This is a genomic window from Sunxiuqinia elliptica (assembly GCF_900113005.1).
GTDB lineage: Bacteria > Bacteroidota > Bacteroidia > Bacteroidales > Prolixibacteraceae > Sunxiuqinia > Sunxiuqinia elliptica.
Map to the genome: position 1 here is coordinate 59,483 of NZ_FONW01000013.1, position 23,917 is coordinate 83,399.

Below are 23,917 nucleotides of genomic sequence, written 5' to 3' on the forward strand. Positions count from 1 at the left end.
AACGAAAGAAATTTGAATAACAATTGTTAGGAAATGCCTAGCTGATTTCTTAATCGACTCAATGATTCAGGCTTTATGCCTAAATACGATGCGAGATAGATAACGGGCACATTTTGAACAATATCGGGTTTCTCGTTAAGCAACTTCTGGTACCTTTCTTTAGCACTTAGCTTTGCAAAGCCCAGCAAACGTTCTTCTTTGCTTAAGATGTCCTTTTTTAAGAATTTCATCCCCAATTGAAACCATTGTATGTTTTGCAAACACAGCCGCTCAAAAGATTCCTCTGATATTTTACAAACTATTGTATCCGTAATGCATTGGATGTTTTCATAGGCTTTCTCACTTTTGAGAAGGCTATACATTGATGCCGCTAAATCTCCTTCCCGGTATAGTTCGGTCGTTATTTCTTCTCCATGTTCCGATAAATGATAGCTACGGATGTAGCCATCCAAAACCAGGTAAAAGAACTTGGAGTTGGTATTTTCTTTTACCAAAAAGTCTTTCTTTTTATACTGCTCAATAAAGAAATAATCTTCAACAACAAAGTCTTTGGCTATCCTGATTTGATAATACTTCTCTAAATGTGCGATTAGTTTATTCATGACTTGCTGTTCGCTTGTATACGCCTGGTTCGTGCCAGCTTTCTAATACGTATTTTCAATTTTCCTTTCTTCGATGATCAAATTTTGAAGCGCCTTTAATTCCTTATTGTAATTCACATTTTCTTCTTCACTTTTTTTAAGTACGGATAAAGTTTCAACGACGAATTTGTCCTCTCCATAGTTGTTCCAATCGCTTTGCAAGTCTTTGTTTTTGTGGTTTCCAAATTTAAGTTCCATGCGATGGCGGTTCCACTTCGACTCTATGTCAACACTGTTGTCGACCAAAACTTTCTCATTAACGGTGCATTTTACTTGAAAAACGCCCATCGGAAATTCCATTTGTTTGTATTGGTCCTTAAGTTCTTTCTTTGTTTTCATCTATATAAGTTCGAATTGGGTTATGACTATTTTTCTGTTAAAAAAGGTCTGTATGAAGCGTAGGGCGATTTTTCCTTACTAACTTCCTAAATAGATAAGAGTGAAAGCGGTGTTTTTGTTTTTGACTTTTCAATTTTAAAGCCAAGTTTGCGATTTGTTGTTGAAGCTGCAATTCAAACCAAAACGAGTCGGTTTACTTATGCCTTATTGGTTATTGTTGGTAACCGTTATTTGTTTTTTTCAAGTTTCTCAATTCGTTCTTCAATCTTCTTCAATTCCTTTAATAAAGAGTCCTTCTTAATAAGGTCACCTTCTGTTATTTCGAGCAAGTCTTTACCGATTGTCATAAATGTATTTACAATGCTTGAATCTTGAATTATTCCTTGTTGGATTTCTGTCAGTACAATTGGTTCGATGTCTGGGTTTTCATTAATTCCAATTGCTTTAAGTCCAAAAATATTCTGCGAAAACAAAACGAATTCTATCTTCTCCGGTAGAGTTATTTCTTTTGAGATACCAATGTCAACCAGTAATTTACCATTTGGTGCAATTTCTACTTTGTCAACATTACCAATTTCAACTCCTTTATACAAAACATCAGCGTCAACTAAGAGTCCGTTTAATTCTTCAAATTCTATTGTAATAGTCTGTTTGGGCGAACATGAATAAATACCAAGTACCAAAAGTGCTAAAAGAATTTTTAGGTTATTCATTATAAGTCTGGATTTTTTTATGGTTACCAACGGTCACTTGTATGTTGTCGGGCGGGATTTCCAACAGAAATCCTGTCAGACCGCTAAAAACCTGCCTGGCATATGACGATTTTTGTAGGGCTTTTTTAATATTTCATTGTTAAGTAAATTATTATCATTAAAAATCCTGCTCCAATAATTCTATTTACAAATTCATGTCCGGCAAAATCAAACCAGTCATCTGAATCATTTGGCCCTCTTAAATATTCTTTAAACGTAAATTTCTTTTTCCTCGCAATTGTTCTCCAAATTGTGCCATAAATCCACCTTACAACCGCTCCAATAAAATTAAATATTTCAGCTCCGATTCCCATTACTCAGTTGTCTCTGATTATTCCCAATGGTATTGAAATTTTGTAAGCAACTAATAATGTATTGTGTCAAAAATGTAATAGCCCAGTAAAAGCATCAAAAAGATTAATAATGTCCAAAATACAATTGGCTTTCTTTTCGAATAGTCTTTTAGTCTTAAAAAGATTAACTTATTGACTACTGCTCCATAATTGTATTTCTCTTTTTTTATGTATTCCATAGCTTTTTCTTTTCCCAAATATCTTGAGAGTTCTTGAAAATCCTGTTCTGGTATTCCATTAAGCTCTTCCATGTGTTAAGTTTCTCTTCTGTAGTTGGTTATGTTGTGTCTCTTGTTGCCGCTTCGCTAAAACGAAGGGGAGTTGAGCTTAACGAACCGCCCGTATACGTGCCTGTGATTTGAATGTCCGGTGAACATTCAGATCGAACGGGGAAGCATAGCTCACGTACGTACGGTGGTGTGAGAGCCTCTCCCTGCTAGCGTTTGCTAGTGGGGCAGGCTACTCGATTGTAAAGCGTTATTTTTCTAGCCATTTAACCCATTTGTCAAGTATACTTTTGTCGGACAATAATGTCTTTGTTTCATAATTATAAAATGGTTCAAATTGCCAATCTTCCGTTCCAACACATCCAAGCCGAGTCCATTTGTCAATGAAGTCAATAAAGCTTTCTCCGAGAATTTGACCATGAAAATCATCTCCTTCATGACTTAAATATACTACTTGATTACCCTTGTCTGTCTTTTCTCCGAAAGCAATCACATCTCCATTTGGTACATCTAAGAATGGAATTTTATTATACCAAACTTTATCATATTCATCTTCTGGATTTGAAAAACATTCATTAATCCACCCTTGAATGTTTTTGTAATCATCTCTTAAACTGTCAAAATCCCATAAATATCCACGACCTGCACCACAAAAAATTTCTTGAAATTCACCCTCTGGTTCTTCTCCCTCTATTTGCCAATCCATTAAAACAGCAGATGAATATTTGGTCAATACTTCTTTGAAATCAGAAGGATACTCTATATTCAATTCCTTTTCCAGTATTTCAAATGCTTTTTCTGAAACTGGTTTCTTAATTGTCAATTCTGTATAATCCCAATTTCTTTTCTTAGCTATTTTAAGTATCCATTCGATTTTACTTATCCAAGTATTCCAAACTTCTATATTCATTTCTTTTGTCTTATTTTGAATATTACAAACCTTGGCAACGGTTTTATTTTATTAAAAGTCAAACTATTAAATGTAGTTGACTTAGGGATGTAGAGAATGCTTTACCGGTCACTTGTAAGTTGTCGGGGCGGATTTCGGAGAGCGTTCCTGTCCGGAGGACATGGAACTGCGAAACGAGAATCCGCAGTTGGCGTACCACCGAACCCCGCTCTGCAATATGTACTGTGTTATGCCCTGGTTTTTATTTTTTTCATTATTTGTTTTCCTTGTCTGTTTATTGAAAATGTCGAAGCAATCGAATTATGACTACTTGGGTGGTGAATAATATTCCACAGAATTTCTTTGTCTTTGAATCTTAGAGTCAACATGTCCAAACTAAAAACACTTCCTCTATAAGTTGCTTGTAAAAAGGTTTTGTTGTCGTAGTCAATTTCCCATTTGTTCTCTTTCAATAACTCTCTGACTTTTATTTTAAAATCTTCAAGTTCTCCTCCTAAATCAAACCTTTTAAATTTTAATCGCTTTCTCTGTCGGAGAATTAAAAAGAGTCCACTTAGTAGGCAGATTATTATATAGAATGCCAAGTCGGATATTTTATTTGTTTGATTAAAATCTTTAATAAAAAAGAACAGTCCGATAAAACCGAGAATTAATAAAAATACAGGCAGTCCATAGAAATTCATCCATTCTAAAGAACCAAACTTAAAACTAAGTCTATCAGCTTTTATAGTATCTCTCATCTTTTTTCAAACTTGTGCATAACCAAGGGTTCGGCCATATGAAGTGGCCCGGGTTGCGTGTGGTATATTCGCTTTCTTGTTTGTGCCTAAGCTGGCGCGGGAGTCAAACTTCCATATCCCACCAAGGCCAGGGCTACTTTATGATGGCTTGTGTGTGCAACATGTGCTTTATTACATTTCATCCATTGCTTCAATATCTGATTCTCTCATCCTTTTCATTAGTAAATCTCTATTTTGAGTAGGAAAACTATTTACCTTTTCTCTGAAAAAGTATATGAACAATTTATTTAACAGATAAGTCGTTTTTAGATGATTCGATTTCCATTTCCCAAAATCTTCTCTCGTTATTTCCTTTGAAGCTGATGATTCTCTTTGGGTTTGAAAAAACACCGGTGCTTCAGCGTGGATGTGCTTGGAAAAAGTTATCCAATAACTCGTAATTTCACTAATTACATTTTCACATTTTTGATTTTTTAGAACTGGATGTTTCTTTAGATATTTTGTCAAAACATCATGTTTAATAACAAAATCAGCATCCTTCCATTGATTATATTCAACTTCATGCTGAAGAAAATATATGAATTGCAATGATAGTTCAATTACACTTCTTAAGTGCATGTATGCAGAACGATAGTTGCCAAAATATGAATGAAAAAATGAGGCGTTAATATCCTCATGCAATTCATTTAAAATTTCATCATTTCCATTTAACCCAATATGGTTTAATGAAATTTTCAAGTTTTTAAATAATAGAGTAGACAAATAACAATCTATTAAATCTTCATCTGTATAAAATTCAGTTGTTGAGTCCCAAAACTTTTTAAAATCATTAAAATATTCTGGGATATCACGTTTAGCATTTAAAAGAATCTGCGAATCCATAATTAAATATTTTTAATGATATCTGCCCATTTACTAAAAGTCTCCGCACTAATTACTTCTTTCTTAGTTTTTGAGGATTTAATAGTATGCACCTTTTCATTACGAATTTCTAGAACTGCCTTTTTTAGCTTGTCTTTTAATTCCGGTTTTGATTTTATTCGCCCTATTATTCTTGATATTGTTACTTTACGTGATTCTTTTTGGTCCTTAAAACCTAAATCTAATTTATTATTTGCAAATTCAATTACAGAACCAATAGTTGGAAATGCCTTTTTATCTTCAAGAAATTTCTCAATTATCAAAAGTTTTTCCTCAAATGGAATAGGTTTTAGTTCATTAAAAATATCTTCATTGAGCTTTATAAACTCTTTGAAATTCTTAATAAATATTTTTAGCGATGAAGAATCTAGCCCTTTACGCTCATAAATAGAAATTTCTTTCTGTATTTTCTCTAATTCGTTTAATATTCGATTTTCCATTATGAGTTTATTTTTCGTAGAATTTCTTTAACTAATGTTCTGTACGATTCAACACCATTACAGTATGGATGAGTCATTGTAGCTGGTTGGTTACTTGCTGCAGCTTTTCCTAAATCCGCATTTTGTGGAATAACTGTAGAGAAACAATCAATAACATCCTTTCTACGTAATGCATCCATTTGTTGCGAATGCATTGAATAACGACCATCAACTTTCGTAAATACAACTCCGAGAAACTCAACATTACACTCTCTAAAGCTTCTTTTCCATTTATGTACACGATTAACCAGTAAAGGTAATCCAATTGAAGGAAATATTTCCGGAACAACAGGCACAATTATGTAATCGCTAATTATTAAGGCATTTTGAGGAGCTAAGGTCAAATTCGGAGGACAGTCTATTAATATATAATCGTATTCAGTAGCTAAACCTTCAAGCTTGTTTTTCAAAACACTTTCTCTAGCGGGTACTGAAACTAAATCCAAATCTAAAAATGTTAACTCTAAGTGTGATGGTATTAAGTCTAAATTATTAACCCCTCCAACATTTCTAACTATTGCATTATTTATATCGTATTCTTCCTCTCTAGAGGACATACCTTTATTCATACCTAAGACATCTGCAATTGTTGAGCTATCCTTCAATTCTTCCCACTTTTCCAGTGAAATTAAAGATAGAGTTGAATTAGTTTGAGGGTCAATATCAATAATAAGCACTTTCTTATCATGTTCTTTCGCCAGTAATGCTCCTATTTCTACTGTTGAAGTTGTTTTACCAACTCCACCTTTCATGTTAATGAATGATATTACTTTCATATTATTTAAATTAATTTCTCAATTTAGCAGACTATCATTTTGCATTGTTGCCAACGGTCACTTGTATGTGGTCGGGCGGTCCCGATGCAATCGGGAGTGTCAGACCAGCAGGAAAGTGGGCGTAAGGTCTGACTTGTCAGACCGCTAAAACCCCCGCCTGGCATATACAATTTGTTAGGCTTTCGTTATTTATTCATTTTTATTGTCTTTACAATCTCCGCAACTAATTCCGATTGCTCGGTTGAAATTGAATCTCCAAAAATTGTTGCAGTCATTAATATATGTCCTTTAATTGAATCTCCTTTTAGGATATACAAATACTGATTCCGTTGCATTTCTTCTGTCGAGTCGTAACCAGAGCTAAAATTAAAACTTGTTCGATAATCACCTATTTTCCCACTTTTTTGCATTTGTGTTTTTAGTCCAACTGTTGCATTAAGAGAGTCAAGTGTTTGCTCCAGGTTAGGATTAATATAAACAGTATCTTGGTTCCAATTAATATTAACAATGATTGTGTTTTTCAATTCTCCCGTTGTGTCAGACGAGATAATCCCTGAAGAAAATTCGGTTGTATTAAATTCCTTTTTCCAATTATCGGGGAGTTTCACCTGAAATTTTCCATTCAAGTCAACAATGTTCCCCATTTTTAATTCAGATTCTTTATTCTCAGTCATGCATGAGAGCAAGAGAATAAAAATGATTAGAAACGATAATTTGAATGAAGGAATTCTCACTGTTCTGTTTTTTTCATAATGAAGCCTAACTTACTTATCTGTTCATATTTTTCAACTCTACCCACCATATATTGCTGGATATGTTCATATTTTATGGTTTTACAGTTCAAAGTCCCCAAGCTACCGCGCGATTGCATCGCCTGGTAGCCGTTTATAACAAGATCATGATCCAAGCCCCTTCGCCACTCACCAAGCTTCCTCGCTGCTAAGGCTTATTCTCACCAACTCCCCAAGATACGCCTTTTCATAAACTAAACAGTACGGGAATGCTCAGTTTTAGGGCACTGGGGCTGTTTGTCGGGCAGGGCAGGACTCGGGACCAGATTTAAACCTTTGCTATTATCTTCTTTTTCAGACTTTTCTAAAGCAGGCAATTGTTGGCATTATGTTGAAAAACATAAAATTATTGAGAGACAGTAGGCTTTACCGCTTCCCTTTCTTGTTCATAATGATTATTTTTAATAAGTCGTTTCAAATCAGCTGCTTATTTATTCAGTTAGCCGTAAAACCAGAAAACACGCCTGAAAAGACATCCCCCTGAAGCTTGGAGACTCGCTTCGGGCTTGAAATGACTCTCCAAAGCATTGGATTCACCCAAAAAAGTTCTTTGACAAGCCAACCGACTGCTTCAATTGGTTTCCCGGGGGCTTAAACTGCCCGGCCTAGTGCTTGGTACACTGAAAAAAGCGGTCCGGATACTAAAAAAAGTGCTCCGGACGCTCAGCCGAGCAAAAAAGGAGTGTTTTAAGTGCTCGGAAATGTATGCAGACCACTCCGGATTGTATGCAGACTGCTCGGTTTTCTAGACAAACTACTCAGAAATTATGCAGACCGCTCGGAATTGTATACAGACTGCCCCGATTCTTATGCAGACTACTCGGAATTGTATGCAGACTACTCCGATTCTTATACAAACTGACCGCAGCCTATACGGCCTTGCCTGACCTGCCAACAAATGGCTACTCTCCTGACTTAGAGCAAATATGCTAGCAATATATTAATCTAAAAATTCAAAAAGATGAAGAAAAATTCTCCTAGACTCAAGTTTTCAATTGCACTAAGTGTGCTTTACACGATGGCCATGGCCAAGATCGGTTTTATGTTACGCGATTTGGTCGAGTTTATTAAGTATGGGGTTACCGAAGAAAAACTCAATGCCCTGAAAGCCATGCTGACTGACTTTGCCAACATTCCGACCGATGATGAGCTGGTAGGGGTGCAGGTAAGTGCCACCCAGGAAAAAGACGAGGCAGCCATCCTGCTGCGCGATGCCATTGCCGAAATTATGCAGCGCGTAGAAAACAAGTTTGGTGCACAATCGGGCAACTACCGGAAGTTTGGCGTTTCGGGCGTCAGCGATCTGGACGGTGGCAAGCTGAGCTATGTGGCCCGGCGGGTGCACCGGGTAGCCGAAACCATGGCGCCCCAGCTGGAAAGCGAAGGGCTGACACCAGAACTACTGACCGAACTGAACTCCCGGCTGACCACCTATGAACAAGCACTAAGCAAGCAGGAAGATGCGATTGCCGATCGCGACATTGCCACCGAAAACCGCGTGGAAAAAGCCAACGAAATTTATGCCCTGCTGGTGAAATACTGCAATACCGGCAAGCAAATTTGGGAAGATACCAACCAAGCCAAATACAACGACTACATTATTTACGACACCCCAACCGGCAAACCCAAAGATAAAGACAACCAGGAAGTCCTGAGCGAAACCGAACAGTAAGTTTACGTATTCTAGTTACCAGGTGACTCCAAGTCACCTGGTAACTAAGCTTCATGACTGACTACTGAGGGTCTCACTTCGAGTGAGGCCCTCAGTCGCATCATATGGGTTTCAAATTTGCGTCTCACTTCTTAGTGATCAGGTGACTCCAAGTCACCTGATCACTAGGATCCATGACCGTTAGGGTTTTATTCGAATCGAGTGAGTTCAAGTGAGGGTTTCACTTGAAGTGAAGCCTTCACTATCTATAGCCAACAACGAAGCACTTATATTGATGATTTAAGCGCTTCTTTTTCGGTAAGCAGCAGGGCTGATCTGGAACTTGCGTTTGAAAGCGGTGGTAAAATGAGAGGCATGCTCATAGCCTGATTGTTCGGCTATTTCGGCTATTGTGTATGGTGTTTGTTTTAATAAGTTTCGGGCAATATTCATGCGATATTCATAGATGTAACCATATATTGTCATCCCAAAAAGAAGTTTGAAACTTGCTTTTAACAGGGTTGCACTCATGCCAACGGCTAATGCGAGCTCATGAATTGACGGGGGATTTTTGAACTGTTTTTCAATAATATCTTTTGCTTGGTTAATCTGATCATTATAGTGTTGGTATCGAACACAGTTACAGCATTGTTGATTGTCCTTCTGCTGTAGCTGGAGTAAGAAAAGCTCTTGAACTTTTGTGTCAAAATATAAAGGAGCAGTTTTCCCCATGAGCTGACAGTTTTTTATTTGCTCAATTACTTGTTGCATTTCGGGTGTTGTAACATAATGCTGTTCGTGTAACAGCAGCGGACATTCTCCTTTTAATAATTTCATGATCGGCTTTAATAGCTCCGGGTATTGCTCTTTTAGATTAAAAACATACTCAAATGGAATAAAAACCTTGAAATATTCGTAGTGCTTATTGCTGTTAAAGAAATGGTTAACTTCTGCATTTTGTAAAACAAAAATAGTATTCGTGTTTTTCTCCATGGTGTACGACTTGTTTGCCCCGTACGTTAAAGAGGTATTTCCATTAGAAACAAAATGAAGCAAAAGCATGTCACTTTCTGTTTTCCGATCTATTTGCAATTCGTTTTCTGATTTTAGTTGAACAAACTGCGCTTTAAATTTTTGCGTTGTCCATCCCGTTATAGCCATTTTGATAGGAGGAGTCTCAATGGTATCTTGAATGCTACAAAAAGGAACCTCTTTTATTGAATTCAGATCGTTCGTTTGAAAAACGTTCTGAATGTCTGCTGAGTCAATACAATACTTCATGTGCTTATTCTTGAGTATAAAAAACGGCCTTTGATTAAAGAAAGGTGTCTGTTGGCGTAATAACACCCACTTTGGCGGGTGCTACATTTGCCTTGTCAATTTTAACTAAGTCTAAATAAGAATATAAAAATAGGAAAGACTTAAGAGATCTCAAATCACCAATAGTAGGGATTTTGACATAAGCGAGAAGGACTGCAAGACTGTACTTCCCCTATCATCAGGTAAGTATCGGCTTCTTGTAGCCGTATTTTGAAAGCTAAAAAAACATCACAAAAAATATAAAAATGAGTACCTATAGTATCGGAATTGATATCGGATATTCTGCTATAAAGATAGCAATCATAGATAGTCAAAATAATGTTGTCTTTACTGAATACCAGACGCATAAAGGACAAGTGAAAGATACGCTCGAATTGCTTTTTCTCCGGATTGATGAGAAAATCAGTATCTCGGAAATAAAGCATGGAGCAATGACCGGTAGTTTGGGGCGGAATAGGATACAAGGAAGACTAATCCATCGTGTAAACGAGGTTGCTGCGGCTATCGAAGGAAGCGTTTTCTTGAATCCGGAAGTAAAGTCTATTATTGAAATTGGAGGGCAAAGTGCCAGATACTATACCGGCCTTAGTGGGCAGCAAGGAAATATCTTAAGAATTTCGAAAAGAAATAGGTTGCAGATGGCATCGAACTCGGACTGTGCTGCAGGTACAGGTTCGTTTTTGGAAGAGCAGGCGTCGCGACTAAACATCGACATCAATCATTATTCCGAGTTTGTTCAAAGGGCAAAAACGGTTCCTCGAATAGCGGGTCGATGCAGTGTTTTTGCCAAGACTGACATTATTCACCATCAGCAGGAAGGGCTTCCTTCAGAAGATATTTTAAAAGGGGTTGCCTATGCCATTGTTAAAAACTACAAAGGAGCAGTAATTCGCCGTCTACCTGTTGAATCGCCCATGTTATTTATCGGTGGAGTTGCAAAAAATCAGGCAATTGTTGATGCGCTGAGAGATGTGTTGCATAAAACGGAGTCGGAACTAATCGTTCCCAAACATTTCGATATTGCCAATTCGATTGGGGCTGCATTGATTGCAAAAAAGGAAAACTTCAGGTTGAATTTTCGAAAGGTTTTTTGGGATTGCTTAACTTTTGAAGAGGCAGCTAAAAAGCCCAATGGCGAAGATTTGGTTCCACTATCCCGGCTTGCTCAGGAAGATATTACAACAAAGCATGTCATTTCCCCTCGAAAAATAAACTCTTCGGAACAAGCTTTCTTTTTGGGAGTAGATATAGGCTCCACAAGTACCAACTTGGTTTTAATCAATCCTGATAGAGAAGTGGTAACTTTCGAATACATCAGAACCAAGGGAAATCCACTGAAAGCGGTTCAGGAGGGTTTAAAAAAAATTAGAAGTACGTTAACAGGGGAGTTCAAAATTTCCGGAGTCGGGATAACGGGATCAGGGCGTAATTTCATTGGTCAACAGATCGGGGCCGATGTTATTAAGGACGAAATTACGGCGCAAGCAAAAGCAGCGGTAAAAATAGATCCGGAAGTAGATACCATTTTCGAAATCGGAGGCCAGGATTCAAAGTACATAAGCATTACTAACGGGAGGGTTACCGATTTCCAAATGAATAAGGTTTGTGCTGCAGGAACAGGCTCCTTTCTGGATGAGCAGGCGCAGGAGTTCAATATCCCTGTTGATGAACTTGGAACCTTGGCCTTCAAAGGAGCGCATCCGGTTGCTTTGGGAGAGCGTTGCACCGTTTTTATTAAAACAAGCATTGCCTCCAGCCTGTCGAAAGGAGAAAAAACAGAAGATATTGTTGCTGGCTTGTGCTATTCCATTGCAAAAAACTACCTGTACAGGGTTGTTGGGCAAAAAAAGATTGGCAACAAAATTATGCTACAGGGCGGAATTGCTTTTAACCAGGGCGTAGCAAATGCATTTCGGATTCTAACTCAAAAGCCAATAAGCACCACTCCTTTTTTTAGTGTGACCGGCGCTTATGGCGCTGCCCTTATTGCCCGCGATGAAATGAGGGGAAGGGAAACAAGTTTCATTGGGATTGAAAAATTGGGGCTTTTATCTCAGGAAAATGAAATACAAAAAACAGCAATTGAAGAGACGAATTCCGGCAATTTCAACAAGAAAATAGGAGAAACCATATTTGATGATTACGACAATACAATAGACCCAGCGAAAAAAACGGTAGGCATACCAAGGGCTTTGTTTACCTATGGAATGTTTCCCATGTTCAATGCCATTTTCAAAAAACTGGGATTTAACGTGCTGCTGTCTGATTGGAGCAATGAAGATACCATCAGGCTGGGACAGGAATTTGCCATGGAAGAGACTTGCTTTCCTGTAAAATTAATTACCGGACATGTCGCTGAACTGGTTTCCAAAGGTGTTGATTATCTATTTTTTCCTGATTTGTACACGATTGATCATCCCGGTTCGCAGTCGCGCCAAAACTATGGCTGTGCCTATATGCAGCTGGCTTTTAAGATTGTCAGTCATACGATGGAACTCGAAAAGAAAGGGATAAAACTGTTAGCACCAACCATTGCCTTTAATCTGGGAAAAGACTTTATGCGGAAATCGTTTTCTAATTTGGGCGAACTCCTTGGGAAAAACGAGGCGGAAACCAATGCTGCCCTTCAAAAAGGGATGGAGGCATTTCATCGTTTTGAAGAAAGGATTGCCGCAAATGGAAAAAAGGCCATGGAAAAGCTGGATCCAGGCAAAATCACCTTTGTTATTGTGTCCAAAATGTATGGCGTGTCTGATCCGGTTTTAAACTTGGGAATTCCAGACAAATTGATGGATATGGGCTACCAGGTTGTTCCCTTTTTCGACCTACCCGAAGGTGCTGATGTTTCTAAAGAACACCCCAATATGTACTGGCCGTTTGGGCAACACATCCTTGAACCGGCTTACATGGTGAGGGAGCATCCCAACATGTTTCCCATTTTGTTGAGTCATCATGGCTGCGGCCCCGATTCGGTGTTGATTCATTATTTCAAAGAAATTATGGGTGATAAACCTTTCCTGAATATTGAAATCGACGAACATGCATCAACCATTGGGGTAACTACACGAATTGAAGCCTTTGTGAACAGCTTGAAAGTCAGTCAAACAAAGGAATCAAAATCCACAGCTCATTATTTGGGAAAAGTAAATTATAAAAACTTGAATATTAAGCATCATTTGGCCGAGCTAAGTCCTGTTGCAAAAATATACCTTCCCAATATTTATCCTTATTCTGAACTTTTTAAAGAGCTGCTCATACAGAAAGGCTATAACGTCGATATTCTGAAAACCAATGCTCAAACGATTGGGGAAGGACGAAAACATACCTTAACCAACGAGTATTATTCATTAAGCTCGTTGTTGGGCGACTGCTTTAGTGTTGTCGAAAATACACCCGACAAACAGGGAATTACTTTTCTAATTCCGCAAACCGAGGGGGCCGAAGTAGAAGGCCAGTTCAATCGGATGTTGAGGACTAAACTCGATGAACAAAACTATCATGAGATCGAAATTGCATCGCCCTTTCTGGAAGATGCTGTTTCATTGGAATACGATGAGCTGAAGGCTGTCTTTTATTGCATCCTGGCCGGAGATATTGTAAATGTTGCTGCACCAGATTACAAAGAAACTTCTCTTCAGAAGTTTAAAAAGCTGATACGCGATAAACAGCTAAACATTTCAAGCCTGAAAACAGCAGCTGAAGAAGTTTATGCCGTATTGAAAAAACGAACATATTCCAAAAGGGTACTGGCTATTGGCGAACCACAAATTATTTTTAACGACTTCCTGAATAGCTACACTTTTAACGCTCTGGAAGAGCAAAAGCATAAAGTTGTTTATAGCCCGCTTTCTGAAGCTGTCTGGATGTTTTGGGATGATTTTGTTAAGCAAAACAGATCGGGAGATGCTGTCTTCGCCAGTAAGTTAAAGGCATTGAAAAATGATATGCAAAACATCGCCCGACAACTAAACGATGAGAGCCCTTTTACGCCTGAAATTGAAACTCTTGTAACTAAGGCAGATGAAACAATTGGCCTTTATGCCGGAGCTTTTGCCCGTTACAGACAAGCCAAAGTACTGTGCAATTCCATTAAAATTGACGGTATTATTACCGCAACATCGATGTATGAGAATACCGGTATTTCCCTCAATATTCTACACAAAGGATTTTCAAACGGAGATTCAAAACCAATACTGAATTTAACTTTTGACGGAAACAGCAATGAAAATGACAGGACTAAGGTCGAGTCATTTATTTATTATTTGTAACGAGTATGCAAGCGAAGAAAACAATGGTAATAACAATAATGATAATAGGTGTGCTGGCTTTGTCCCTTTCGATTTGGGCATATACCAAAGGCGTTCACATTGCCGGTTTTAAGAGTGCCTTGAAAATGGGGTTGCGTATTTTCCCAATCATGTTTTTCACTTTCATTATTATCGGGATGGTCAGCAGTATTGATTTAAGTAGCGGCATTCAGAAAACTTTAGGAAATGACTCAGGGATTTCAGGAATTGCAATTGCCTCTTTGGCGGGCATGTTAACTCCTGGTGGAACTTTCGTAGCACTATCGGTTGGCGGAACACTCATAAAATCAGGGGCAGGAATAAGTCCTGTTGTGGCCTATATGGTTGCTTTTTCGACATGGGATTTAACCCGTACTCCATTCGAAATCGGTTTTATGGGATGGAAATATGTGCTGGTAAAATGGTGCTGCATTTTGATACTGCCGTTCATCGGTGGGCTGATTGCAAAGTTGTTGTTTTCATGGGTCAATTTTTAAAAAAAAACTAAAATCATGTTCAAGAATAAATCATTAAAATTCCTGATTACAATTTCCCAAAGAGGGAAATACCGCCTGGGGACTGCGGCTTTGCTTATCTTTTTTAGTTCGATCTGTTCGCTGGGACCATATTATATTACTTATCTCATCATCGATAACATTATCAACCCGCCTTTTATAATGGCGGAATTGCTATCGCTCGGCGGAATTGCAGCTTTGTTCATTATCGGGCAAATGATTTTTTCCGGCATCGCAATGACCCAGTCTCATATTGCGGCATACGATATTTTATTCGATTTGCGTGTTGCTCTTACTCAAAAATTAAGCCGGCTTCCACTGGGGTATTATTCCAGTACCAGCTCTGGGACCATCAAGAAAATTATGATGGGAAATATTGAGGATATTGAAGAGTTTGTAGCACACAATCTGGTCGATCTAATTTCGGTCGTTTTCCTCCCGATAATCATTTTTTTGTGGTTAGCTTCTTTTAGCCTTTCCTTGGCAATATTAAGCATCCTTCCGGTTCTTGTAGGAGTTGGCTTACAGCGGTTCCGAATGAAGCTGGAAGCGGGGAATATTCAAAAGTTCTTCAAAATAAAATCGGACATGAATACGACCATCATTGATTTTATTCGGGGGATGCCGGTGATAAAAGCTTTTAATCTTTCGGTTTTTTCGTTTAAAAAATACCGCGAAGAAGCCGACAGGTACAGCCAGTACTGGATTGATATGAATAAAAAAGCTGCTGCTTTTTTTGCTACTTATGCTTTACTGATGGATTGCGGTGTGTTAGTGCTTCTTCCTGCTGGCGGATATATGTATGCTACGGGAAGAATTGCATTGTCTACTTTTCTTATGTTCCTGTTTATTGGCATCGGGCTTACTCGCTTTATGAAGCAGTTAACAAGTTTCGGCTCAAATTTGACTCAAATTTTTAAAGGTGTTGATGAACTAAGGACGGTGTTGGAGGCAGCCGAAATCGACAACAACGGGTCAATTACTATACTGAAGAATTACGATCTTGATTTCAAGCATGTTTCGTTTGGCTATGGCCGAAACTTGGTTCTTGATGATGTGTCGTTCCGATTGAAACAAGGAACCATTACAGCATTGGTGGGGCCATCGGGGGCCGGAAAAACCACTGTTGCCAGGTTAATCCCTCGTTTCTGGGATGTTACTCGAGGTGAAATTATCCTGGGGGGCCACAAGCTGAAAGACATTCAGGGAGATGTATTAATGAAGCATGTCAGTTTTGTTTTTCAGGATATTTTCATGTTCAACGATACGGTGATTGAGAATATCCGAATGGGGGATACTTCCATTTCTGAAGAAAAAGTAATAGAGATTGCCCAACAGGCGCAAGCTGATGAATTTATTCAGAAGCTGGGAAACGGGTACCACACGGTTATTGGAACAACAGGAGTTCATCTAAGTGGTGGCGAACAACAGCGCATCGCTATTGCTCGGGCATTGGCAAAAAACTCACCGGTAATTGTACTTGATGAAGCAACCAGCTATGCCGATACCGAGAATGAAGACAAAATTCAAAAGGCACTGAATGAGCTGTTAAAGGACAAAACCGTAATTGTGATTGCCCACAGGTTATCTACCATTCAGAATGTCAATCAAATCCTTTATATCGAAAAAGGAAAGATTATGGAACAAGGCAGTCATCAGCAGTTAATAAACGAAGGTGGCAGGTACAAACGAATGTGGGATTTACATATGGATGCTGTTCATTGGGGAATAAAACAAGCCACAGAATCAAAAAATAGAAGAAAGGAGGGAATCGCATGTTAGAAGTGATGAACTTAATTGCAGGGAAATACCATAACCGCATGGTTCGGGTAACCTTGATATCAATTTTTGAGGCCATTTTAGGGGCTGTTCCGTTTGTCGTTTTGTATTTCCTTTTATGCAATATTATTGACCATACATTTACCTTGCAAAAGCTTCAAGTGTACATTGGTTTTATTGCTGGAAGCGCTGTCTTTAGAATGTTGTTTTCTTATTTAAGTGTAACTGTTTCCCGTGCAGATGGGACTTTAATGGTTAAAGATTTAAGATTAAGACTGGGGGAACATATCCGAAAACTTCCATTGGGCTTCTTTAGCAGTCATGATACGGGCGAATTGTCCAATAAAACACTCGATCATGTAAATAAGGTAGAGCAAATTATAACCATGCTTTTGCCCGAATTCATCTCCACATTGGTACTGAGCATACTGGTCGCTACGGGGCTGTTTTTCATCGATTATCGCATGGCGTTGGCAACAGTAATTACCATGCCTTTGGCTTTAGGCTTGTTGGTTTGGGCTAAAAAAATAATGCATGTAAGGGGCAAAGCTTTGTATGAATCTTCATCGGCTTTGGCCAACAGTATTATTGAATTTGTTAATGGCATCAAGTTTATTAAATCGTTCAACAATTCCCACCAAAAAATGGACGATCTGGTCGGTAAAATGGACGATTTTAAAAAAAGAAGCCTGAAAGTTGAGGGGATCTTAAGCCCCGTGATGACCTTGTCTGGTATATCCATCGATTTTGGACTCGTTATGTTGATATTAATGGGGGCGAGCTTTATGGCTGGTGGAAGCCTGAGTGGAAAAACGTTTATCGTTTTTGTTATTATCAGCTCCCGTTTTTTTGAGAATCTGAAATCTCTTTCAATCAATTATGTGAAAATACGTTACCTGCTAATTGCCGGTCAAACCATTCAAAGTTTGTTCAACGAAAAACAGCTTACCGGCAATAAAACCAATGTCGATTTAAGCAAACAAGACATTGTATTTGATGATGTTTCGTTTGGATACAATAAAACAAGAGTACTGAAGAGCATTAATGTTACCATTCCTCATGGTTCAATGACGGCATTGGTGGGGCCTTCCGGTTCCGGAAAATCGACTATGGCAAACCTTATTGCCCGATTTTACGATGTAAACAACGGAAGTATTTGTATTGGAAATAATAAATTGGAAGATGTTGACCCTGAGAAAATTTTACAGGAAATAAGTATGGTGTTTCAAAAGGTTGTCTTGTTTAAAGATACCATTTACAACAATCTTAGGATTGGAAAACAGCATGCCAGCAGAGAAGAAGTGATTGATGCTGCTAAAAGGGCAAATTGTCACGAGTTTATTACCAAATTGCCTGATGGCTACGACACAATGGTTGATGAAAACGGAGGTAACTTGTCGGGTGGAGAACAGCTGCGGCTTTCCATTGCCCGGGCCATGCTGAAGGATGCTCCCATTGTTCTGCTTGATGAGGCAACATCTTCATTGGACCCGGAAAACGAATTCTTTATTCAGGAAGCAATTTCCAATCTATTAGGAAATCGGACAGTGGTCGTCATTGCTCACCGGCTGAAAACCATTAAAAATGCCGATAAAATTATTGTACTCAGCAACGGGGAGATTTGCGAAGAAGGTACCCACCGTAGCTTATTGAAGAAGCAAGGCTTGTACCATAAAATGTGGCAAACCCAGGAAAGCACCGTCGGCTGGAAGATTACAAACTAACAATGTGGTTACATACTAATTCTGACAAGTTGCTGAAATCAGTCAGGATTCCTAAATAATAAAATGTGATGCTAACAATCAATAATTTACATGTAAGTGTGAAACAAAAGGAAGTGCTAGGAGGAGTTAATCTGAGTATTCCGGAAAATGAAGTCCACGCGCTTTTTGGAGCAAATGGCTCTGGGAAGAGTGTTTTAATCTCTACAATTATGGGGTATCCCGAATACAAAGTTACTCGTGGTGAAATTCTGTTTCGCGGACAAAATATTACGGAGCTAAACATCGATGAAAGAGTAAAGTTGGGGCTGGGTATTTCAGAGCAACGTCCTCCGACAATAAAAGGGGTAAAATTAGAGTACCTCGTAAATTTGCTTGCTCCCGAAAAGATGAACGATGAGACATTCAGGATAAAAATGCTGGAGCATTTCGGAATGGATAAATTTCTTAATCGCAATATAAATGATGGCTTTTCGGGCGGAGAAATAAAAAAATCAGAGTTGTTTCTGTTGTTATTGACCAGACCGGATTTTTTAGTATTGGATGAACCAGACTCAGGGGTTGATCCTGAGCATCTAAAAATGATTGGGGCAATGATAACTGAAATATTGCAAAAGAAAAAACAGGAGGGAGAAAGGTGCAATCCGCAAGCTCGGAGCTCAGGCCTAATTGCTACCCATTCGGCTGAAATTCTAAACTATATCCATACCGATAAGGCTCATATTATGCTTGATGGGAAAATTTGTTGCAGTGGAAATCCGGCTGTTATGATGGAGCAAATAAGGGCACTGGGCTACAGTTATTGTATCGAATGTCAACATGCTAATCAGGAGGAACACTAATGGAACAATTCGCAGGAATAATGCAAGATGCAAAAATGCAAAAGAATGAGGCAGGCGTGGACTATTCCCGGTTTGACAATATTGAAGAAGCTGGGAATTCTTTTAGTTCTTTTGAGAATTTATCATTAAATAATGAAGATCTAGGCTCGTTAAAAGCAGTAGGTATTCATTTGTTTGATAATGCTTCTCCTGGAAAGTTTTTAATGTATGGTGCTGATGTTTACAGGTCAATTCCTCAAATCCCCGGAGTTGAGATAATTCCTTTAAAAGAAGCATTCAAAATTTACCCTGAAATAAAAGAGAAGTATTATTTCAGGGCAGTTGATAAAGAGCAGGATGAATTTACTCAAACCGCTTTTAACGAGGCGGCAAACGGCTATTTTATTCGCGTAAAAGAAAATGTGATTGTGGATGAACCGATGCAAACGGCCATGTTTATGCATCGGGAAATGAGTACCATGTGTATCCATAATATTGTGGTATTGGAAGATGGGGCGCAACTGAATTTAATTACAGGCTGTACTTCGGGATGCTCGCTTAAAGGTGGATTGCATATTGCCGTAAGCGAACACTTTATTGGCAAAGGGGCAAAATTAACCAACACGATGATTCACAACTGGGGGGCTGACTTTGTTGTGCATCCTCGAACAGCTACTATCGTTGACGAAAATGGTCGATTTGTTAGTAATTACTATTCAGTAAAACCTCCGAAATACATTGAAAATAATCCATCTACTTATTTGAGAGGAAAAGGTGCTAATGCCAAATATTTGACCGTTTTGGCATCATTTCCTGGTACATACTGCGATATTGGGGGAACGGTTTTGATGGAAGGTGAAAATACCGGAGCTGAACTGGTCGCGAGAGCTGTGAATCATGGCGGAACAGTCATTCAGACTGGCTTGTTGATCGGAGCCGCAAAAAACGCGAGGGCGCATGTCGACTGTTCTGGACTAATGTTGAGCGATAAGGGGATTATAGAAGCAATTCCGGGCTTAAGAGCAGCTCATCCTGAAGCCAGAATGTCGCATGAAGCCGCTATTGGAAGAATTGATATGGGGGAAGTAAACTACCTGCAGTCGAAAGGACTGGACGAAATGCAGGCCATTGCTTTAATTGTCCGTGGATTTTTGGATGTCGACATCGAAGGAATGGATGATGAACTAAGGAAGACGATTCGAGAGATATCGGAACTTTCGGGACATGGAGAAGACTAAAATTAAACTTCGAATACCATGGAAAATTGTAATAAAATAGTTTTGGTTACTCATTGCCTGTTGACAAAGGGATTTTCGCCTCAATATCGAAATGACATGAAAGAGGTTTTGTACGAATTGCTTGATTGTGGGGCAGGAATCATTCAGATTCCATGCCCCCATTTGATCATGTTATGTGAGGGTAAGGAACGAAAAACCGGTTTCAATTCCTTATTGGGGAAGCTTTCAAGCCAGAGTTTAGACAATTTATATTCAAGAGCCTTGTCTCCTTTTGTAAAGGAAGTTGAAGAATATAAGAAACAAGGTTTTGAGATATGCGGAATAGTGGGAGTAAAAAATTCTCCTGCATGTGAAATAAAGGGTATAGAAGAGAACTCAAACTATAAGCAGGGGACATTTATGGAAATATTGAAACGGAAACTTAAAGAAAAAGCCATACAGACCAATATGGTAAATGTAAATATTCCTTCAGAATGCTATATCTCGGAAAATAATCAATAGAAATATGAAAAAATATAAACAAGAAAATCAGGCTGTTATACACAAACACCGGACACACCGAAAACGAGGCCCTAGTAGTTTTAATATGCATGATTCAGCCTTAGTCTTTGAAAAATTAAACATTAAAAAAGCAGATGTTTTTGTAGACTTGGGCTGTGGCTCCGGGGATTATTCGTTATTGGCTGCCCAGCTAGTGAGCCCTTTGGGTAAAGTGTATGCGATGGATATTTGGAGCGGGATGCTTACTGAAATCGAAAACGAAGCCAGTCGCTTGGAACTTGACAATGTAATAACAATTGAAAACGATATTTGCCAGACAATCCCCCTCGATGATAACTGTGCCGATCATTGCCTTCTAGCGACAGTAATGCATGCCCAAAAGTTGACAGCTAAATGCAAGCGTCTTTTTCCTGAAATAAGCAGAATACTAAAACCTGGAGCTCAGTTAGCAGTCATTGAGTGCAAAAAAGAGGAAATGCCTTTTGGACCTCCTCTAAGTATGCGCATTTCTCCTGAGGAGTTGGAAGTAAGACTTTCCCAATATGGGTTAAAGAAAACTGCTTATATTGATTTGGGATGTAATTATATGCTGTTGTTTGAGTTGATAGCTGGTTTTGATTGAGTTTTGTGAAACAAAAAAGCGCTTGAGTTGATGATTTAAGCGCTTCTTTGTTTGCTGTTACTGGCTTACTTTCCGAACTTATCCTCTTCTGTTGTGTCTGTAGTTTAGTTTGATTTCGGCAATTTGAATAAGGCTTACGGCAACGCTGTTAACATCGCCATCGGTAATGATATTCCAGGAACTTTCAAAGCTTGAATTGACCAGGCCTTCCGGATTGGCGTATTTTACTTCTGAGTTTTGCTTGGTGATTTCCACCTGGTCGTTTAAATTTTCATTTTTAGTTTCAATGCGGTTTCCATCAGCGCCTTCAATGTCGGCATTGAAAAAGAAGTTGGCTTCCTCGGGCGCGTCAACATCGGTGGTAACAGTCCAGCCATGAACTTCGCAGGTCATCACCAATTCATCGTTGGGGGATTTTTCAAAATGAATGGGGATCGAAAAGTTGAGGTTTCCTTGCTTGGCCGGCGTTTTGGCAATCTCTCTGATTAAATCAATTGTGGCGCCGCCCAAGCCTTTTACGGGTTGCATTAAGCCTGTTGGATCAAGGCCAATCGCTCCAATGGACGAAGCTTCCTCCAGTACGTTGTCCAGTAGGTCGTTGATACTATCGAGGGTTCCTTCTTTGCTTACAACAATAACCATGTTGGGTTTGATGTTGACCTGAACGGTGTCATTCTCCGAGTTGTCGGGAGACACGCTTAGTCTATCTCCAATTCGTTTCAAATAGGTATTGATGTCATCGCCTTCCATCAAGGCCGGTACAAAGTTTCGGATAATTGTTTCGTTTGCTTGAATAACTTCGTTTTTGCTGATTTTCATACGTGTTCGTTTTAGTGGTTATACCTGAGTTGATTTAATCGAAACCAGGGGAGTGATTTGGGCTTAGTGGAAGCCTTGATTTTTGGTTGAAGGAAATGGGGCCTGGAAGTTTTCGTCTTCATTGGTTAAGCAATAGTTCGTTGAGTTTTTATAGTAGCCTCATATTTAATGCTTTATGGTCTTGTAGGGCGTTTTGTAATTTGCTTGAAATCAACACATCGCAAATGTCTGACAGTCTGAAATCTAAAAATCTAACGATCTATTATTTTAATTAGACGTAGTTAAATTTTGAAAGGTTACCCGTAAGAAGGTTTTTTCTGAAAGGAGAAGCGTCTGTGGGGAGATCATTTACAGCAACAAAGGCCACCGATTGGCAGCCTTTGTTTTAGTATTTTGGGGTAGATCGAAATTTCAAATACGACCTTTTTTATGAGCATTAAGCCTGGCGCTTACTCAATTGTTCAGTTTCATAGTGCTGAATGGTTTTGATAAAGTCTTCGCCTACGGGAACGCCTTCTTTGAGGCAATAGTAGTCCCAAATGGCTCCAAAAGGCTTGGTTTTAAGTTCCTCCAACAAGGCTAAGCGCTCAAAGAGTTGTCCTTTTTCTTCCAGCGACTTTAGTTGGTCGGTTGGTTCAAGCAAGGCAATTAGAAATGCTTTTTGGGCAGCGCGCGTTCCAACCACATAAGCACCAATCCGGTTGATGGATGCATCGAAGAAATCGAGCCCAATGTTAACCCGGTCGAGGAAGTTGTTGCGAATCACTTCAGAAGCGATTAACTGCACTTCTTCATTTAGGGTCACCACATGATCCGAATCCCAGCGAACAGGACGGGTCAGGTGGAGGAGGACTTCATCAACAAACTGCAGGCAGGCGGATAGTTTGTCTCCAACTTGCTCTGTTGGGTGGAAGTGTCCGTTGTCCAGGCAAATCAGCTTGTTGTTTTGAATGGCATAGCCCAGGTAAAAGTCATGCGAGCCAACCGTCATTGATTCAGCACCAATCCCAAAGAGCTTGCTTTCAACGGCATCTTTCATGTATTCTTTGGGGTAGTCGATGCTCATCGCTTCATCGAGCGATTGTTTTAGCAGCGTCCGGTGTCCATTCCGGTCAATGGGCGTGTCTTTTGATCCGTCCGGAATCCAGGTATTGTGAATGCATGGCGTGCCAAGTTGTTTCCCAACCTCAGCAGCTATTGCCCGGCATCGTTTGACATGTTCCACCCAAAAGCGGCGATTTACCTCGTTTTTGCTCGATAAGGTGAAGCCATCGGCAGCCTTGGGATGAGAAAAGCAGGTTGCGTTGAAATCCATGCCAATGCCTTGTTGTTTGCACCAATCAATCCAACTCTGAAAGTGTTTGGGGTCTATCTGATCGCGATCAACAAGCTCTCCACCGAAATCGCCGTAAATGGCGTGTAGGTTTAGGCGTTGGCTGCCGGGAAGCAAGGACAAGACTTTTTCCAGGTCTTGGCGCATTTCAGAAATCGAGCTCGCCTTACCCGGATAATTGCCCGTGGCCTGAATACCGCCGCCTGAAAGTGTCGCATCAGGAGTTTCAAAGCCCCCCACATCGTCGGTTTGCCAGCAGTGCAATGAAATAACAACCTGGTTTATTTGTTCCAACACTGCATCGGTATCAACACCTAACTCAGCATAAGCCGTTTTGGCGAGTTGGTATGCTTTTTCAATCTGATTTTTATTCATTTTTCTT

The 23,917-nt window shown here is 39.3% G+C and carries 23 protein-coding genes; 9 read left to right on the plus strand and 14 right to left on the minus strand.

All coding sequences use genetic code 11. From position 1 onward, the window contains the following. Positions 1–26: 26 nt before the first annotated feature. From BM156_RS18045 to BM156_RS18095, 11 genes are all read right to left on the minus strand, one after another. Positions 27–602 carry a Crp/Fnr family transcriptional regulator gene (locus tag BM156_RS18045; protein ID WP_093921306.1) on the minus strand — a complete coding sequence of 192 codons (576 nt, stop codon included), beginning with the start codon at positions 600–602 and terminating at the stop codon, positions 27–29. Positions 603–644: 42 nt separating this feature from the next. Further along, positions 645–980, minus strand: coding sequence for a GIY-YIG nuclease family protein (locus tag BM156_RS18050; RefSeq protein WP_093921307.1), 336 nt, complete (start codon positions 978–980; stop codon positions 645–647). A gap of 227 nt (positions 981–1,207) precedes the next feature. Then, complete coding sequence (locus BM156_RS18055; RefSeq protein WP_093921308.1) at positions 1,208–1,693, minus strand: MlaD family protein; 486 nt, start codon at positions 1,691–1,693, stop codon at positions 1,208–1,210. Between the two features lie 125 nt (positions 1,694–1,818). After that, positions 1,819–2,046, minus strand: coding sequence for a hypothetical protein (locus BM156_RS18060; protein ID WP_093921309.1), 228 nt, complete (start codon positions 2,044–2,046; stop codon positions 1,819–1,821). A 50-nt stretch (positions 2,047–2,096) separates the two neighbouring features. Next, positions 2,097–2,336, minus strand: a complete 240-nt coding sequence (locus BM156_RS18065; protein WP_093921310.1) for a hypothetical protein — start codon at positions 2,334–2,336, stop codon at positions 2,097–2,099. A 226-nt stretch (positions 2,337–2,562) separates the two neighbouring features. Then, entirely contained in the window at positions 2,563–3,222 is a 660-nt protein-coding gene (locus tag BM156_RS18070) for an SMI1/KNR4 family protein (RefSeq protein ID WP_093921311.1), read from the minus strand. 227 nt (positions 3,223–3,449) lie between these two features. Further along, positions 3,450–3,962: a hypothetical protein gene (locus BM156_RS18075; protein WP_093921312.1), complete on the minus strand. Its 513-nt coding sequence runs from the start codon at positions 3,960–3,962 to the stop codon at positions 3,450–3,452. Positions 3,963–4,133: 171 nt separating this feature from the next. Continuing rightward, positions 4,134–4,844, minus strand: coding sequence for a hypothetical protein (locus BM156_RS18080; RefSeq protein WP_093921313.1), 711 nt, complete (start codon positions 4,842–4,844; stop codon positions 4,134–4,136). 2 nt (positions 4,845–4,846) lie between these two features. Continuing rightward, positions 4,847–5,323 carry a hypothetical protein gene (locus tag BM156_RS18085; RefSeq protein WP_093921314.1) on the minus strand — a complete coding sequence of 159 codons (477 nt, stop codon included), beginning with the start codon at positions 5,321–5,323 and terminating at the stop codon, positions 4,847–4,849. Next, positions 5,323–6,138, minus strand: a complete 816-nt coding sequence (locus tag BM156_RS18090; RefSeq protein WP_093921315.1) for a ParA family protein — start codon at positions 6,136–6,138, stop codon at positions 5,323–5,325. The genes BM156_RS18085 and BM156_RS18090 overlap by 1 nt, the downstream gene beginning before the upstream one ends. 185 nt (positions 6,139–6,323) lie before the next feature. Continuing rightward, complete coding sequence (locus BM156_RS18095; protein ID WP_139218331.1) at positions 6,324–6,812, minus strand: hypothetical protein; 489 nt, start codon at positions 6,810–6,812, stop codon at positions 6,324–6,326. A gap of 1,078 nt (positions 6,813–7,890) precedes the next feature. Between BM156_RS18095 and BM156_RS18100 the strand changes: the two genes are divergently transcribed. Then, on the plus strand, positions 7,891–8,601 hold the full coding sequence (locus tag BM156_RS18100) for a hypothetical protein (RefSeq protein WP_093921317.1): 711 nt from the start codon (positions 7,891–7,893) through the stop codon (positions 8,599–8,601). A 279-nt stretch (positions 8,602–8,880) separates the two neighbouring features. Here the strand turns inward: BM156_RS18100 and BM156_RS18105 are convergent, their stop codons facing one another. Further along, positions 8,881–9,861: a helix-turn-helix domain-containing protein gene (locus BM156_RS18105; protein WP_093921318.1), complete on the minus strand. Its 981-nt coding sequence runs from the start codon at positions 9,859–9,861 to the stop codon at positions 8,881–8,883. Positions 9,862–10,145: 284 nt separating this feature from the next. Here BM156_RS18105 and BM156_RS18110 point away from each other — a divergent pair, with 284 nt between their 5' ends. The 8 genes from BM156_RS18110 (at position 10,146) to BM156_RS18145 (ending at position 21,383) form a co-directional block, all read left to right on the plus strand. Next, positions 10,146–14,168, plus strand: a complete 4,023-nt coding sequence (locus tag BM156_RS18110; protein WP_093921319.1) for an acyl-CoA dehydratase activase — start codon at positions 10,146–10,148, stop codon at positions 14,166–14,168. Positions 14,169–14,173: 5 nt separating this feature from the next. Next, a complete protein-coding gene (locus tag BM156_RS18115; protein ID WP_139218332.1) occupies positions 14,174–14,683 on the plus strand; it encodes a permease in 510 nt (169 codons plus the stop codon). A gap of 15 nt (positions 14,684–14,698) precedes the next feature. Next, entirely contained in the window at positions 14,699–16,483 is a 1,785-nt protein-coding gene (locus BM156_RS18120; RefSeq protein ID WP_093921321.1) for an ABC transporter ATP-binding protein, read from the plus strand. A 5-nt stretch (positions 16,484–16,488) separates the two neighbouring features. Then, the gene (locus BM156_RS18125; RefSeq protein WP_170847009.1) at positions 16,489–18,204 is read left to right on the plus strand and encodes an ABC transporter ATP-binding protein; all 1,716 of its coding nucleotides are present in this window, start codon (positions 16,489–16,491) and stop codon (positions 18,202–18,204) included. Positions 18,205–18,272: 68 nt separating this feature from the next. Then, positions 18,273–19,043: an ABC transporter ATP-binding protein gene (locus BM156_RS18130; protein ID WP_093921323.1), complete on the plus strand. Its 771-nt coding sequence runs from the start codon at positions 18,273–18,275 to the stop codon at positions 19,041–19,043. Next, complete coding sequence (locus BM156_RS18135; protein ID WP_093921324.1) at positions 19,043–20,260, plus strand: SufD family Fe-S cluster assembly protein; 1,218 nt, start codon at positions 19,043–19,045, stop codon at positions 20,258–20,260. Before BM156_RS18130 ends, BM156_RS18135 begins: the two co-directional genes overlap by 1 nt. Positions 20,261–20,278: 18 nt before the next feature. After that, positions 20,279–20,761, plus strand: coding sequence for a hypothetical protein (locus BM156_RS18140; protein WP_093921325.1), 483 nt, complete (start codon positions 20,279–20,281; stop codon positions 20,759–20,761). 4 nt (positions 20,762–20,765) lie between these two features. Further along, a complete protein-coding gene (locus BM156_RS18145; protein ID WP_093921326.1) occupies positions 20,766–21,383 on the plus strand; it encodes a class I SAM-dependent methyltransferase in 618 nt (205 codons plus the stop codon). Positions 21,384–21,461: 78 nt separating this feature from the next. Here the strand turns inward: BM156_RS18145 and BM156_RS18150 are convergent, their stop codons facing one another. Continuing rightward, positions 21,462–22,202: a hypothetical protein gene (locus BM156_RS18150; protein WP_093921327.1), complete on the minus strand. Its 741-nt coding sequence runs from the start codon at positions 22,200–22,202 to the stop codon at positions 21,462–21,464. 436 nt (positions 22,203–22,638) lie between these two features. Then, entirely contained in the window at positions 22,639–23,910 is a 1,272-nt protein-coding gene (locus tag BM156_RS18155; RefSeq protein ID WP_093921328.1) for an L-rhamnose isomerase, read from the minus strand. Positions 23,911–23,917: the final 7 nt, after the last annotated feature.